Here is a 14774-nt window from a genome sequence, read left to right as displayed (position 1 = left end):
GGATCGGGCCGCCGGGGATGTGACATCCGGCGGCGTCGCCCTCCTTGGCGTCACTGCCGCGCGAGCCACTCGCCGTACCAGGCCACGGTGGCGTCGACGGTGTCGGTGAGCGGTGCCGGCGTGACGCCGAAGGTCTGCTCGAACGCGGAGGAGTCCACGATCTGGGGCTCGGTGTGCTGGTAGAACATCTCCGCGTACTCGGCGACGAACTGCTCGTCGAACGGCCCGAAGGGGCGGAGCTCCGCCATGATCACGACGTCCAGGGTCCGGCCCACCCGCTTCTCGATCATGGTGAGGATCTCGCGTGTACTGACGGCGGGCGCGGTCGGCAGGTGCCAGACACGGCCGTCGCCCTCGGGACGCTCACCGAGGGTCGCGAGGCCCCGGGCCACGTCCGCGATGCTCGTGTAGCTGTGCGGAAGGTCGATGTCCCCGAGGCCGAGGACCTGCCCGCCGGTGAGCGCGCCCGGGAACACGGCCGCGCCGAGCGACGAGTTGAGCACCCCCGGGCCGACGAAGTCGGCGGACCGGCCGAGGGCGACCCCGACCCGGCCCTCGCGATGCGCGGCGAGGTAATTCTCGTCGAGCTGCGCGCGCATCCTGCCCTTGCGGCTGGTCGCCTTCCACGGGGAGTCCTCGGTCATCACCGCTCCCCCGGTCTCGCCGTACGGGTAGAGGGTGTCGAGCACGACCAGCCGCGCGCCGCAGGCCTCGGCGGCCGCGAGAACGGCTTCCTGGACGCGGGGCATCACCTCCGCCTGGAGGTGATAGGCGACGTTGACGCAGTGGTACACGACGGCGGCCCCGGTCATGGCCTCGCGTGCCCCCTCGGCCGTGCCGACGTCGGCGGCGTACCGCTCGACCCCGTCGACGGCCGGCCCCTGTCCCTTGCGGTCGACCAGGCGCACGGCGTGACCCCGGCGCACGAGCTCACGGGCCAGCGCGGTGCCGGCGGGGCCGGAGCCGAGGACGGTGTGCAGGGAGCGAACGGCGTTGGCGTGGGCAGTCATGGTGATCCCTTTCCCTGAAGGAGCGAGTGCTCATCACTTCTGTTAGAGACTGTAACTCTTGCGAGTAACGCTAGCAACAGTGGGGGGTTCGGGCTGCCATTAAGGTGTGTCACACGCATCGAGAAGGGAGCCGCTCATGGCCGGGAGCGTGCAGAGTCCGAGGGCCCGTTATCGCGAGCAGACGCGCACGGAGATCAAGGAGATCGCGCTCCGGCAGCTGGCCGAGGGGGGCACGGCGGCCGTGGCCCTGAGCCGGATCGCCAAGGAGGTCGGTCTCTCGGGGCCGGCCCTGTACCGCTACTTCGACAGCCGTGACGCGCTGCTGACGGACCTGATCCGGGACGCGTACGCCGACCTGGCGGCGGCCGTGACGGCAGCCGGGGAGGCGCTGGCCACGGACACCTCACCGCGCACGCGGATGCGGGCGCTCGCGGCGGCCTGCCGGGAGTGGGCGGTGAGTCAGCCGCACCGCTATCTGCTGATCCAGGGCACGCCGGTGCCGGGCTACACGGCGCCCCCGGACACGCTCGACAGCGCGCGGGCGGTGCTCTCGCCCTTCCTACGGGCCTTCGAGGGGTCCGAACCGTCGGCGGCGGTGGCGCCGGTGGCGGCACAGATGAAGGCCTGGGCGGACGACGATCCGGCGGTGGCCGCCTGGGCGCGCGGGCAGGTGGCCGCCGGGGCCGAGGGCCCGGCGCTGGCCGGAGCGGTGCTCGCGTGGGCGCACCTTCACGGCGCGGTCAGCCTGGAGGTGTCAGGCCAGTTCGCCGGCATGGGCCACGGCGGAGACACCCTGGTCACAGCCCAGGTCGACGCCCTGGCGGACGCGTTCGGCCTCGACTGAGCCGCGAGGGGCCACTGACGGTCGCACAGGAGGAACGGGCTACGGCACGTACACGTAGGGCGTCGTCGTGGTCAGGGCATGGAAGCCGAGGCGCTCCAGGATGGGCCTGCTCTGGCCGGTGGCGTCGACCTGGAGGTAGCGGTAGCCGCGGTCGGCGGCGGCGCGGGCCCGCTGGGCGACCAGGGCACGGTAGATGCCGCGGCCACGCCAGGCCTCGACGGTGCCGCCGCCCCAGAGACCGGCGAAGCGGGTGCCGGGCACGAGTTCCATGCGGGCGGCGCTGACCGGTGTGTCGCCGGCGAGCGCCACGACGGCCACGACGGTGTCCGGGTCGTCCGTCAGCCGGTCCGTCAACTGGTGGCGCAGCCGGGTGCTGTCGGTGCCGAACGCCTTCTCGTGGACCTCCGCCACGAGGTCGACGCCCGCCCGGTCGGTGGCCGGAAGGAAGCGGATGCCCTCGGGTGCTTCGGCGTCCAGGACCAGATCGGCGACCTCGGCGATCATCAGCGTCTCCTCCGGCTCGGGCGTGAACCCGGCGGCCTCGAGCCGCGGCCCGAGGTCCATGGGCCGGTCATGCCCGTAGAGCTTCCACTCGAAGTCGAGACCGAGACCGGAGTAGTGGGCGACCTGCTCGGCGATCGCCGCCTCGGCGCCAGCCTCGTCCAGGTCCGACCAGACGACGCCGTTCCAGCCGTGCACGGCGGAGACCTGACGGACCACACGCCCCGCGCGCTCGATCCGCGCGCCGGGACCGTCCGGCTGAGCGCCTTCCCGCATGTCCCGGTCATAGAGGGCGAGTATCGCGGCATGATCCATGCGCTCACTCCAGCACCCGGGCCCTGCCGGGGCAACAGCTTTAACAGTGGTCCCCCTCCGGTGGCCGCACCGCCGCCGGTCGGCCTTGCCTTTCCGGCCGCGCGCCCGCGACCGTAGGCTGCGGCACGGAGACCACGTCACGAGGAGGGTTCTTCGCCATGGCCGTGAAGGACACGGAGCTGCCGTACCTGCGCCGCTGTGTGGAGCTGGCGGCCCGGGCGCTGGAGGTGGGGGACGAGCCGTTCGGGTCGGTGCTGGTGGGGGCGGACGGCACGGTGCTCGCCGAGGACCACAACCGGGTGGCCTCCGGCGACCGGACCCGGCACCCCGAGTTCGAGCTGGCACGCTGGTCGGCGTCCCGTCTGTCCCCCGAGGAGCGGGCGGCCGCGACCGTGTACACCTCGGGCGAACACTGCCCGATGTGCGCGGCCGCGCACGCCTGGGTGGGCCTCGGGCGGATCGTGTACGTCGCCTCGTCGGAGCAACTGGCCGGCTGGCTCGCCGAGTTGGGCGTGCCCGAGCCGCCGGTGCGCACCCTGCCGGTCAACGAGGTCGCCCCCGACGTGCTGGCGGAGGGCCCGGTGCCCGAACTGACCGATGAGGTTCGCGCGTTGCACCGCCGCTTCCATCGCGGCGTGCACTGACGGACACACGGCCCGTGACCGGTGCGGCACCGCCCTGACCCGCCCGAGATGCAGGCGGCGGCCCGCGGTGCCTACGATCGAGGAAGACCCAGGCCAGGTGGACCGCCCGGTCTCCCTCCGTCGGGGGGAGGCGCTTGCCTTGCTGTCGGCACATCGGCTGATGACCGCTCATCTCGCGGTGGCGACGGCCGCCACGAGCGTCTACATGACGGTGCCGGCGGCCCATACTCCCCTCTGGGCCGTCATCGGCCTCGCGGGTGTGGTCGCGGTGGTGACCGGCGCGCATGTGTACCGCCCCGCACACCGCTGGCCCTGGTGGATCCTCGCGGCCGGACTGCTCACCTTCATCACGGGCGACACGTACTTCAACGCGATGGAGGAGTACTTCCACGCCTCCAACCCGTTCCCCTCCCCCGCGGACGCCTTCTACCTGGCCACCTACCCGCTGTTCGCCGCCGGGCTGTTCGGCCTGGTCCGCTACCGCTGGGCGGGCCGCGACCTGCCCAGCCTCCTCGACGCGATGATCTTCACCGCGGGGCTCGCGCTGCCGGTGTGGGTCTACCTGGTCCAGCCGCTCACCGAGGTCGAAGGGCTGACCTGGCAGCAACGTGCCATCAGCATCGCCTATCCCCTCGGCGACGTGCTGGTCCTGGCGCTGCTGGCCCGGCTGCTGACCCCGCATTCGCTGGAGGGGCGCAACCGGTCCCTCCAGTTGCTGGTCGTGGGCACGGTGACGCTGCTCGGCTTCGACATCGCGTACGGGATCCTGCAGCTCAACGACATGTGGCAGGCGGGCACGGTGCTGGACGTCGGGTGGATCGTCTTCTACACGGCCTGGGGCCTGGCCGCGCTGCACCCGTCGATGGTGGAACTGACCGCGGCCGTGCCGCAGCGGGCGTCACTGCTCCCGCCGCCGCGCCGGCTGGTCCTGCTCGCCGTGGCGACGCTCATCGCACCGGGGCTCCTGCTGTACGAAGGCCTCACCAGCGCGCCGCACGACGCCGCGGTGATCGCCGCCTTCTGCGGCGTGCTCTTCCTGCTGGTCATCCTGCGTCTGGCCGGGATGGTCGTGGCGCATCGCGAGGCGGTGACACGGGAACAGGCGCTGCGCTCGGCCGCGGCCTCGCTGGTGTCGGCCGTCCGGCAACAGGAGGTGGCGCGGTCGTGCGAGTCGGCCGTCGACGCGCTCCTCGGGTCCACGGTCCACCACCGGACCCTGCTGCTGCCGGCCCAACGGGCGGCGGGCCTGGCCCCCGGCCACACCCGGTTCGTCGCCGCCGAAGACCTCGATCCCGACCTCACCGCCGAACTGGGCAGCCTGCCGACGGTCCTGGTGTGCCCCATGACCCCGCCCGACCGTCCAACGGCCTCGGAGGGACGGGGCGTCCTGCTGGTCGCCGGTCCGCCCGGGCGGCTCACCGAGACGTGGAGCTCCATGGAGATCCTCGCCTCGCACGCGGGACTGGCGATGGATCGTGTCGTGCTCCGCGAGGAGGTCGTCCGCCGGGAGAGCGAGGCGTACTTCCGCACCCTCGTGCGCAACACCTCCGACGTCATCCTCATCCTGGAGGACGACAACACCATCCGGTACGTCAGCCCGTCCGCCACGTCCGTCTTCGGCACCGCGGACCTGGCGGGTACGGCGCTGCCCGACCTGCTGGACCCCCGTGACCGGCAACGGGCGATCCGGGAGCTGACCGCGATACGGGACGACGGGCCGCGGACGACCCACGACCACTGGTGGATACGGCACCGGGGCGGGCGGGTCGAGGTGGAGGTGCGATGCAGCGACTTCCGGAACGAGCGCACCGTGGCCGGACTAGTGGTCACGCTGCGCGACGTCACCGAGCAGCGCCGGCTGGAGCAGGAGCTGACCGAGCGGGCCTTCCACGACTCGCTGACCGGACTGCCCAACCGGACGCTGCTGCTGGAGCGGATCGAGCGCGCGCTGCTGCGCGGCCGCCGGGAGTCGTCCCTGACCTGTCTGCTCTTCGTCGATCTGGACGACTTCAAGCTCGTCAACGACACGCTCGGGCACTCGACGGGCGACCGCCTCCTCACCGACGTCGGGCGGCGCCTGACCGGGACGCTGCGGCGTACCGACACCGCGGCCCGGCTGGGCGGCGACGAGTTCGCCGTACTCATGGAGGACGCACGGCAACCACTGGACGCCGAACTGCTGGCCGCCCAGGTGATCCAGACGCTGACCAGGCCGTTCGTACTCGGCGAGGAGTCCGTGACCGTGTCCGCGAGCGTCGGCGTGGCCACCGCGCGCGACAGCGCGGACGCGCAGGAACTGCTCGGCCACGCGGACCTGGCCCTCTACGCGGCGAAGACGGCCGGCAAGCGACAGTGGCGGCGCTTCCAGCCGATGCTGCGGGCCCGGATGGTCGAGCGGCACGACATGCAGAACCGGCTCGCCCGGGCGGTCAACGACCAGGAGTTCACCCTGCGCTACCAGCCGGTCGTGGACATCACCGTGGGCGAGGTGGTCGGCTTCGAGGCGCTGGTGCGCTGGCCGGGTGCCCCGAACCCGCCGGCGTCGCCGGAGCAGTTCATCACCCTGGCCGAGGAGACAGGGCAGATCGGGCCTCTCGGGTCGTGGGTCCTGGAGAACGCGGTGCAGGACATCACGGGACTGCAGCACTTGCCCGGCCCGGGCGCGCCGCCCTACCTCAGCGTGAACGTCTCCGCCCGCCAGTTCCGCGACGTCGGGTTCGTGGAGCAGGTCGACCAGGTGCTGCGGACGCCGGGACTGGCGCCGGGATCGCTGCAGCTGGAACTCACCGAGACGGTGCTGCTGCGCCACGACAGCCAGATCCAGGACATGCTGCGGGCGCTGAAGGACCTGGGCGTGAGCATCGCGGTCGACGACTTCGGCACCGGCTTCTCCTCGCTGCGCTATCTGCGGGACTTCCCCATCGACGTACTGAAGATCGACAAGACGTTCATCGACGACATCACGCGCCACTCGCAGCAGGGCGCGCTCGTCGAGGGGATCGTGCGCCTCGCCGACACGCTGGGACTCCAGGTGATCGCCGAGGGGATCGAGGACGCGGCGCAGCGCGATCTGCTGGCGGGCATGGGCTGCCGGTTCGGGCAGGGCTTCCTCTTCGCGCGGCCGATGACGGTGGAGCAGAGCGAGCGAGTGCTGCGTGACGGGATGAGCCGCGCGCCCGCGAACGGTGCCGCGCGCAAGACGCCACGCCACGAAACGTCGAAGCGGGAGACCCGCTGGGCCGACCTGGACCATCTACGCCGGACCAGCCCGATGACCGACGCGGTCATCGACGAGGTGCGCGGCCGGCACATCCGCAGCCGCGACCACTGGCTGATCGACTTCGCCTCCTGCAACTACCTGGGTTTCGACTGGGACCCGGAGATCGCCGCCCGCATCGAACCCGCCGTACGGCGCTGGGGCACCCACCCGAGCTGGTCTCGACTGCTGGGCAGCCCGCGGCTGTACCCCGAGATCGAGGAGCGGCTCGCCGCCCTGCTGGGCGCGCCGGACACACTGCTGCTGCCGACGCTGACCGTCATCCACTCCACGGTGATCCCGGTCCTCGCCGACGCGGGCCACGTCTTCGTCGAGGCGACCGCCCACCGCACGGTGTGCGACGGCTGCGTCGTCGCGCGCGGGCAGGGTGCCACCCTGCACCGCTTCCACGCCGAACGGCCCGAGGAACTGGAGGAGCTGCTCTCCGCGGTGCCCGCAGGCGCGACCAAGCTGGTCTGCCTGGACGGCGTCAACAGCATGAGCGGCAACGTCTCCGAGCTGCCCACCCTGACCACGCTGTGCCGCGACCGGGGCGCGACGCTGTACGTCGACGACGCGCACGGTTTCGGCGTGATCGGGGAGCACGGGCCGACCGAGCCCTGTCCGTACGGTTCGCGCGGCAACGGGGTGGTGCGCTACACCGACGAGTCGTACGAGGGGATCGTGCTGGCCAGCGGTTTCTCCAAGGCGTACTCGTCGCTGCTCGCGTTCCTCGCTCTGCCCACCGACCTGAAGAACCGCCTCAAGACGGCCGCCGCGCCCTACCTGTACTCGGGCCCCTCTCCCACGGCGTCCCTGGCCACGGCGCTGGCCGGGCTGGACGTCAACGACCACCGCGGCGACGCGCTGCGTGCCGACCTGTACCGCAAGACGGTCCGGGTGCTCGACCATCTCGACGGCCTGGGCATCGCCATCCTGAACACGGACCGGCTCCCCATCGTGGAGATCCCGCTGGGGAACCCGGCCGACCTGGACGCGGTCGCCGCGTTCCTGTGGGAGGAGGGCATCTACGTGACGCTGGCCGCGTATCCGCTCGTACCGCGTGACCGGGTGGGCTTCCGCGTCCAGCTCACGGCCCTCAACTCCGACGAGGACATCGACCGCCTGACCGGCACGCTGACCCGGCTGGCGGCACGGTTCCCCATTCGGTCGAAGGAGCGAGAAGGCCATGTCGAGGGCTGAGAGGACCACGCCGATGACCTGGAGAGTCTCGAAGTCCGGTGAGATCACCACGACGCACAACGACGACGTGGACTGGGACAGCTGGCCGGTGGCGGACTACCTCGCCGAGAACTACCGCGAGGTGCACCCGTCGGACGCGGCGGTCATCGCCCACCACTCGGCGTTCTACCGGCGGCTCGCGCCGGGCAGCCTCGGCCGCTCGGTGGAGTGGGGGGCCGGCCCGAACCTCTACCCGCTGATCCTCGCGGCCTCGGCGAGCCGCCGTATCGACGCCGTCGAGGCGGGGGCCGGCAATGTCGCCTATCTGGAGCGGCAGATCCTGCGCGGGCCCGACGCCAGCTGGGTGCCGTTCCACGGGCTGTGCCGCGAGCTGAACCCGGCCCTGCCCGCGACCCTGGCCGGGGCGCTGGCGCACGTCGACGTCGTCCACGGCGACGTCCGTGACCTCCCGCCGGGCCGGTACGACCTGGCGTCCATGCATTTCGTCGCGGAAGGGGCGACCGAGGACCGCGCCGAGTTCGCCGACTTCTGCCGGCTCTTCGTGCGCTGTGTGGCGCCCGGTGGCTACCTGGTGGCCGCGTTCATGGAGAACATGCCGACGTATCGCATCGGGCCCGCCTCGCGCTGGCCGGGCTGTCCGGTCGACCCGGACGTCGTCACGGAGGTGTTCGCGCCGCTGACCCGGGAGCTGGCCGTCACCCGTATCGACGCCGACCCGACGCTGCCCGATTACGGGGACTCGGGGATGGTGCTGCTCACGGCGGTGTCGGCGTGAACACCTGGACGGTGCGGGAGCCGGCCGACCGCGTCGCCGCCACGGCAAAGGCCCCACCGGTCGAGCCCGGCAAGGCCTTCCGTCCTTGGTCGAGGGGGCCGGTCAGCGCGCCGCGCGCGGGCGGTAGCGCCGGTACACGGCCGCTCCGCCGAGGATCAGCGCCGCGCTCCCCACGACGGCGGGCAGGGTCTGGTCCGTGCCCGTCTCGGCGAGTTCGGCGGTGAAGTGCGGCCGCGGGGCGGGCGGCGCCGGCCGCGGACCCGCGTTGGCCCCGGGCGGCGGAGTCTGCTCCGGCGCCGGCTGCCCGGGCGTGCGGGGGTCTGCGGGCCGGTCGCCGGAGGTGTTCACGGACTCGTTGCCGACGGCCGGGTTGCCGATGCCGACCACGTTCACGCTGTTGCCGCTGACGTTGACCGGAGCGTGGACCGGGAGCTGCACGGCGTTGCCGGACAGCACGCCCGGTGAATCCTTTCCGCCCCCGTTCGCGGTCGCCCCGCCGTCCGTGGAGGTTCCTTCGGGCGTCCCGGCCGCGTCGCCACCGCCGTCCTCGGCGGCACAGCTGTTGCCCGCCGCCGGGTTGAGCAGCCCCACCACGTTCACGGTGTTCTCGCACACGTTCACCGGGACGTGCACCGGGAGCTGCACGGTGTTGCCGGAGATCACTCCGGGCGAGCCTGCCGCGGCGCCGTCCGCGCCGGAGCCCGCGTACGCGGGCATCGTCACCGCCATCGCGCCGGACGCGGCGGCGACGGCGATCACACCGTTTCGGGTAACCCGTCTCATGGGGTCCCTGCCTTCCAGACATGGTCACGGGCGCTCGCCCGCACCGGATAAAACGGCAGGTGAACCATCGGAGTTATGGCTTATCGGCCTTTCACCCCATCGAGCGTCACGGTCATCGAACTGTCGGCAAAACCGTCGCATGCGCATGGAGGGGGCACAGGGTAGGGCCGCCGCCGCCGTCCCGCTCGTCCGGAGGCGGGCCCCGCGAGGTGCGCCTATCGTGATCGAGGGCGCTCGGACCGGGCGCCGGACCCGGTCCGCGGCAGGCGTCCCTGGAGGCATTCATGCCGGCCAAGCTGTCGACTCGGCCCATACTCCGGCGGTGCGCGATCGCCGTCGGTGTCGGCCTGGCCCTGCTCGGCTCGGGCCTGCCTGCGACGTCCGCGGACGACTCCGAGGCCGGCCTGGCGCGGTTCTACCGCCAGAAGGTCGCCTGGTCGAAGTGCGACGGCGTGGAGATGCCCGAGGACCTCCAGTGCGGGAAGGTCACCGTCCCCCTCGACTACGCCAGACCCCGGGCGGGCACCCTCGACCTGGCCCTCGCGCGCTATCGCGCGACGGGCAAGTCGCGTGGCTCGGTGCTGCTCAACTTCGGAGGTCCGGGCGGCGCGGGCGTCAGCGAACTCGCCGCCGGCGGCAAGGAGTTCATGAGCCTGACGAACGGCTACGACGTGGTGTCCTTCGATCCCCGCGGCGTCGGCCGGTCCTCGCCTGTGACGTGCGGCAACGGCTCCGCCGAGGTCACGGTGGACGAGGACGCGGACATGGACGGCGATCCGCAGGGCGTCCTCGAACAGTTGCGGAAGGCCGCCCGCACCTGCGCCGAGCACTCCGGGCCCGTCCTGCCCCACATCGGCACGGTGAACGCCTCGCGCGACCTCGACGTGATGCGCCAGGCCGTCGGCGACAAGAAGCTCAACTACCTCGGCTTCTCCTACGGAACGCGGCTCGGCGCGGTGTACGCGGCCCAGTTCCCCGAAAAGGTGGGCCGGATGGTGCTCGACGGCGTGGACACGCTCACCGAACCACTCACCGAGCAGGGCATGGCGGGCGCTGCGGGTCAGCAGACCGCGCTGGAGGACTTCGTCGACTGGTGCGTTCAGGACATCGCCTGCCCCTTCGGTACGGACGCGCGCACGGCCCGGGAGGAGGTCGAACGTCTCGTCGAGTCGCTCGACCAGGACCCGGTGCCGACCGACTTCGGCGAGGAGTTCACCGGGCAGGACCTGGTGGGCGCCATGGGCCAGGCGCTCTACAGCAGGCAGTTGTGGCCGTCCCTGCAGCGGGCGCTCGCCTCACTGGTCGAGGACGGCGACACCCGGCCGCTCCTGTGGTTCTCCGGCGGCGGTTCGAACGTCCGTGCCGCTGACGGCGTCGCCCCGCGCGCCGGCGACGGGACGGACGGCGGCCTGGTCGACCAGGAGGACGTTCCGCTCGACAATCTTCCGGCGGCGCTGATGGCGATCAACTGCGCGGACGATCCCGACCGCCCCAGCGCCCGCCGGATCTCCCAGCAGCTCGGCCGGCTGCGCGCCGAGTACGAGCAGGCCTCGCCGGTGTTCGGCCGATACCGGCTCACCGAGGTGCTGATGTGCCACGGCCGCCCCAAGGGCACCGATTTCATCCGCGACGGCGTCCGCGACGTCCGTACCCCGAAGATGCTCCTCGTGGGCACCCGGGGCGACCCAGCGACGCCGTACCGCTGGACCGTGGAGACGGCCGAGCGTCTGGGCGACTCGGCCGTGGTGCTCGACAACAAGGGCGAGGGGCACACCGGTTACGCGTCCTCCAAGTGCGTGCACCGCAAGGTCGACGCGTTCCTGCTGTACGGCTCCCTGCCGCCCGACGGCAGCTCCTGCGGGCCGGAGCGCGACGGCCGCTGACGTACGCCACGGCCGTCCGGCCGGTCTCAGGCTGACGGCCACGTCGTCCGGCCGACTGACGGCCACGTCGTCCGGCGACTCGAGCGACCCCGTAAGCGAGTTGCCGGTAATGCCCGACTCGATCACCCCTGATGCCCGATCGGCGATTCGGCCCTATCGTGCTGGTATGGAGCACGCACTCAGTCCCACGACCCTCACCGAGCTGCGGCGCCCGCGCCCCTATCCGGCCGTGTCGGTGCTGACGCCGACACACCGCCGGGAGCCCGAGAACGCCCAGGATCCGGTCCGGCTGCGCAATGTCGTGGCCGAGGCCAAGAAGCAGCTGGAGGCCGACCCCGCGATCCCCCGGGACCGGCGCCTCGACGTCGCCCGGCAGCTCGACCAGGCCCTCACCGAGATCGACCTGGCGCACGCCGAGGACGGCCTGGTGATCTTCGCCGCCCCGGGCGAGCACCAGGTGTGGTCGCTCGCCCGCCCGGTGCCCGAACGCGTGGTGCTCTCGGACACCTTCCTGACCCGCAACCTGGTCTCGGCGCAGGCCGCCGAGCAGCCGTTCTGGGTGCTCTCGGTCTCCGCCGACCACGTCACGCTGTGGAGCGGCGGCACGGACCGCGTCAGCGAGGACCACACCGGCGGATTCCCGCTGACCAGGCTGACCCGGAGCCGCGAGAACTTCGACGCCGAACGCCAGGAACGGGTCGGCGACCAGCCGAGCACCTTCCGGGACGAGGGCACCCGCCAGTTCCTGCGCGAGGCGGACACCGCGATGAGCGCGGTTCTGCGCGAGACACCCAGGCCGCTGTACGTCACCGGCGAGACGGCCGCGCTGTCCCTGATGGACGAGGTCGGCAGCGTCACCAAAAGCGCCGTCCACGTCCCCCACGGCGGACTCGCGCACGGCACGCCCGACGCCGTGTGGCAGGCGGTCCGGCCCCTGGTGGCCGCCGAGGCGCGCAAGAACACCGACGCGGTGACGCGGGAGCTCGAATCGGCCCGCGGCCACCGGGCGTTCGCGGCCGGGATCGACGAACTGTGGCAGAGCGCCCGCGAGGGCCGCGTACGGCTGCTGGCCGTCGAGGAGAACTTCCGGGTGACGGTACGTGACGACGGCGGGGACCATCTGGTCCCGGCCGTCAGCGGCGACCTGGACGCCCGCGAGGACATCGTGGACGAGATCGTCGAGCAGTGCCTGGAGACCGGCGCCGAGGTGCGCTTCGTGCCGGACGGCACACTGGCGGACGCGGACGGGATCGCGGGCGTCCTGCGGTACTGAACCCCGTCACGGCACGGCACCGAGGCACGTCAGACGCCGCCGAAGAGCGAGGCCAGCCCCTGCTCGACGGCGGCGCCGAGATCCTCCTGGCCGGCGGCCACCACGGCGTACGTCCGCAGCAGGAACCGGCGCAGGGCGGCGGTGTCGAACTGGAGCAGGGCCAGCCCGCACGGCGAGTGCAGCTCGACGACGGTGCGGCCGCGGCCGCACGGCCACAGGTGCACGTCGCCGCCCCCCGCCGGACCGGTCAGCCCGTCCGCCAGCAGGGCGCGGGCGAAGGTCCAGGTGACCCGCTCGCCGTCCAGGGCGACCTCGGGCGGGAAGTCGACGTGCACCGCCAGCGGGTCTGCGGAGGTGTAGCGGAGCGTGGCGGGAACGGGCAGTTCATGGCTCTCCGCGGTGATCAGGCGGGCGCGGGCGGGCTGCTCGATCGTGATGTCCATGCTCTTACGAGCTCGCAGATGCCGTTCGCATTACGCCGAACCCGACATCAATTAATGTGACCTGCATCACAGGTCACATCCGCGCCCCGTTCACCCCGCGCACACCCCCTGGCAGGGCCCGTTCCAGATATGCCACACTCCCTAGAACACAGGGCCGTCGAACATATAACTGAACACGGTGTCCGCCCCCCGAAGGCCCTCAAGTCACGTACGTCGCCTACGACTTGAGCCACCTGATGTCGTACGTCAGACGTACGTCGAACTCACCCCGTGAAGACTGTGGCATATGCCGGAAGCACCACCGTATCGGGTGTCGCCGAATCCCTTACAGGGTGTCGCGGGCTGTGCAACAGTCGTAACGGTCCTTCCGTCCGCCTTGGTCGTACCGTCCCCGCATCGGAGTGCGTCATGCCGTCCCATCTCTCTGCGGACCGCCCAGCTGCCCAACCGCCAGGACACGGGTCGGTCGACGCGCTCATCTCGCAGGCGCGCCGGCTCAAGGGCGACGTGGATGCCGTACGCCGGGACACGCAGAGTGACGGTCTGGACCCGCAGGAACGTTGGCAGCGCGCGCTGTGCGACCTCGCGCTGCACCAACTCGACGACCTGGACGAGCACTTGGCACAACTGCGGGACGGCCCGCCACCCGCTCCCGAGTCGCCGGAGGCGGCGCCCGCCGTCCGGGCCGTGCCGCCCGCTCCCCGACGCGGCTCGCTGCTCAGCCGGGTCGGCAGTGCGGAGTGGAACCTGCTGACGGACGAGGCCAGTTGGTCCGGAGAGCTCTACCAGATTCTGGGCCGGGATCCCGCCGCTCCCCCGCTGACCCTCGACGAGCTGCCGTCGCTGGTGCTGGACGAGGACCGGCCGAAGCTGACGGCGATGGTCACCGACTGCCTCGTCGACGCCAAGCCCATCGACGGTGAGTTCCGCGTGCGGCGCCCGGACGGCGGCGTACGGACCGTGCACATGATGGGCGAGCCCGTGCTCGACACCGACGGAAGCACCGCGTCCATGTGGGCGGTGCTGCGGGACGTCAGTGAACTGCGCCGCAGCCAGCGGGCGGTGAGCGAGACCCGTGACTCGTTACAGCGTCACCGGCACCGTGCGCAGGCCGAGCACCGGCTCGCGGTCGAGCTGCAGGAAGCCGTGCTGCCGCCGTGGCGCGGCTCCCTGCGGCTCCCGCACCAGGGCCCCGAGACGCTGGAACTCGCGGCCCGTTACCTGCCGTCGGCGACGAGCGCGACGATCGGCGGCGACTGGTACGACGCCCTGGAACTCGCCGACGGCGAGACCCTGCTCAGCGTCGGCGACCTCACCGGCCACGGAGTCGCCGTGGCCTCGGGCATGGCGACCCTGCTGGGTGCCGTACGCGGCATGGCGATGGCCGGCACCCAGCCGGGTCAACTGATGGCTCTGCTCAACCAGTTGCTCGACGCCACCGTGCAGCCGGCCCTCGGCAGCGCGGTCTGCTGCCGCTACCGACCCGACACCCGCACCCTGGTGTGGGCGCAGGCGGGACACCCCGCCCCGCTGCTGTTCCGCGACGGGACGGGGCGCAGGCTGCGCGCGCCGGACGGCGTTCTGCTCGGCGCGACGTCAGGAGCCGTGTACGAGCAGACCGAAGAGACCCTCCGGCCGGGCGACCTGCTCGTGCTGCACACCGACGGGCTGGTGCCCGGGCACAGCGGCACGGCGGCCGTGAACCGCCTCCTCGACCTGGCCCCACGGTTCGGCGAGGCGCGCACCGCACAGGACTGCGTACGGATGGTCGTGGAGGAGTTCGGCGAGGCCGAGCGCGAGAACGACGCCTGTGTGCTCGTCGCCAGGGTGACCGCGTGACGAGG

Annotated in this window: 11 protein-coding genes; 7 read left to right on the top strand and 4 right to left on the bottom strand. The window is 72.0% G+C overall.

Features of this window, described 5'->3' with window-relative positions; translation table 11 throughout:
• Nucleotides 1–50: 50 nt before the first annotated feature.
• Entirely contained in the window at nt 51–1010 is a 960-nt protein-coding gene (locus KUM49_RS44465; protein WP_217242658.1) for an SDR family oxidoreductase, read from the bottom strand.
• A 136-nt stretch (nt 1011–1146) separates the two neighbouring features.
• Between KUM49_RS44465 and KUM49_RS44460 the strand changes: the two genes are divergently transcribed.
• Nucleotides 1147–1854, top strand: coding sequence for a TetR/AcrR family transcriptional regulator (locus tag KUM49_RS44460; protein WP_217242657.1), 708 nt, complete (start codon nt 1147–1149; stop codon nt 1852–1854).
• A 39-nt stretch (nt 1855–1893) separates the two neighbouring features.
• Here KUM49_RS44460 and KUM49_RS44455 read toward each other — a convergent pair whose 3' ends face one another.
• The gene (locus KUM49_RS44455) at nt 1894–2670 is read right to left on the bottom strand and encodes a GNAT family N-acetyltransferase (RefSeq protein ID WP_217242656.1); all 777 of its coding nucleotides are present in this window, start codon (nt 2668–2670) and stop codon (nt 1894–1896) included.
• Between the two features lie 158 nt (nt 2671–2828).
• Here KUM49_RS44455 and KUM49_RS44450 point away from each other — a divergent pair, with 158 nt between their 5' ends.
• The 3 genes from KUM49_RS44450 (at nt 2829) to KUM49_RS44440 (ending at nt 8548) form a co-directional block, all read left to right on the top strand.
• Nucleotides 2829–3314, top strand: a complete 486-nt coding sequence (locus KUM49_RS44450; RefSeq protein WP_217242655.1) for a nucleoside deaminase — start codon at nt 2829–2831, stop codon at nt 3312–3314.
• A 160-nt stretch (nt 3315–3474) separates the two neighbouring features.
• Nucleotides 3475–7773, top strand: a complete 4299-nt coding sequence (locus KUM49_RS44445) for an aminotransferase class I/II-fold pyridoxal phosphate-dependent enzyme (protein WP_217242654.1) — start codon at nt 3475–3477, stop codon at nt 7771–7773.
• Nucleotides 7774–7786: 13 nt separating this feature from the next.
• Entirely contained in the window at nt 7787–8548 is a 762-nt protein-coding gene (locus tag KUM49_RS44440) for a class I SAM-dependent methyltransferase (RefSeq protein ID WP_217242653.1), read from the top strand.
• 102 nt (nt 8549–8650) lie between these two features.
• Here KUM49_RS44440 and KUM49_RS44435 read toward each other — a convergent pair whose 3' ends face one another.
• On the bottom strand, nt 8651–9331 hold the full coding sequence (locus KUM49_RS44435; protein ID WP_217242652.1) for a chaplin: 681 nt from the start codon (nt 9329–9331) through the stop codon (nt 8651–8653).
• 284 nt (nt 9332–9615) lie between these two features.
• Here KUM49_RS44435 and KUM49_RS44430 point away from each other — a divergent pair, with 284 nt between their 5' ends.
• Nucleotides 9616–11214 (top strand): alpha/beta hydrolase, encoded by a 1599-nt coding sequence (locus tag KUM49_RS44430; RefSeq protein WP_217242651.1) that lies wholly within the window; start codon nt 9616–9618, stop codon nt 11212–11214.
• 166 nt (nt 11215–11380) lie between these two features.
• Nucleotides 11381–12487, top strand: a complete 1107-nt coding sequence (locus KUM49_RS44425) for a chemotaxis protein (protein ID WP_217242650.1) — start codon at nt 11381–11383, stop codon at nt 12485–12487.
• A 29-nt stretch (nt 12488–12516) separates the two neighbouring features.
• Here KUM49_RS44425 and KUM49_RS44420 read toward each other — a convergent pair whose 3' ends face one another.
• Nucleotides 12517–12930, bottom strand: a complete 414-nt coding sequence (locus KUM49_RS44420) for an SsgA family sporulation/cell division regulator (protein ID WP_217242649.1) — start codon at nt 12928–12930, stop codon at nt 12517–12519.
• Nucleotides 12931–13338: 408 nt separating this feature from the next.
• On the opposite strand from KUM49_RS44420, the gene KUM49_RS44415 reads away from it, so the two are divergent.
• Nucleotides 13339–14769 carry a PP2C family protein-serine/threonine phosphatase gene (locus tag KUM49_RS44415; protein WP_217242648.1) on the top strand — a complete coding sequence of 477 codons (1431 nt, stop codon included), beginning with the start codon at nt 13339–13341 and terminating at the stop codon, nt 14767–14769.
• Nucleotides 14770–14774 lie beyond the last annotated feature (5 nt).

The organism is Streptomyces sp. AC555_RSS877 (assembly GCF_019049245.1).
In the GTDB taxonomy this organism is placed as follows: domain Bacteria; phylum Actinomycetota; class Actinomycetes; order Streptomycetales; family Streptomycetaceae; genus Streptomyces.
This window is presented reverse-complemented; position numbering and strand designations above follow the sequence as displayed.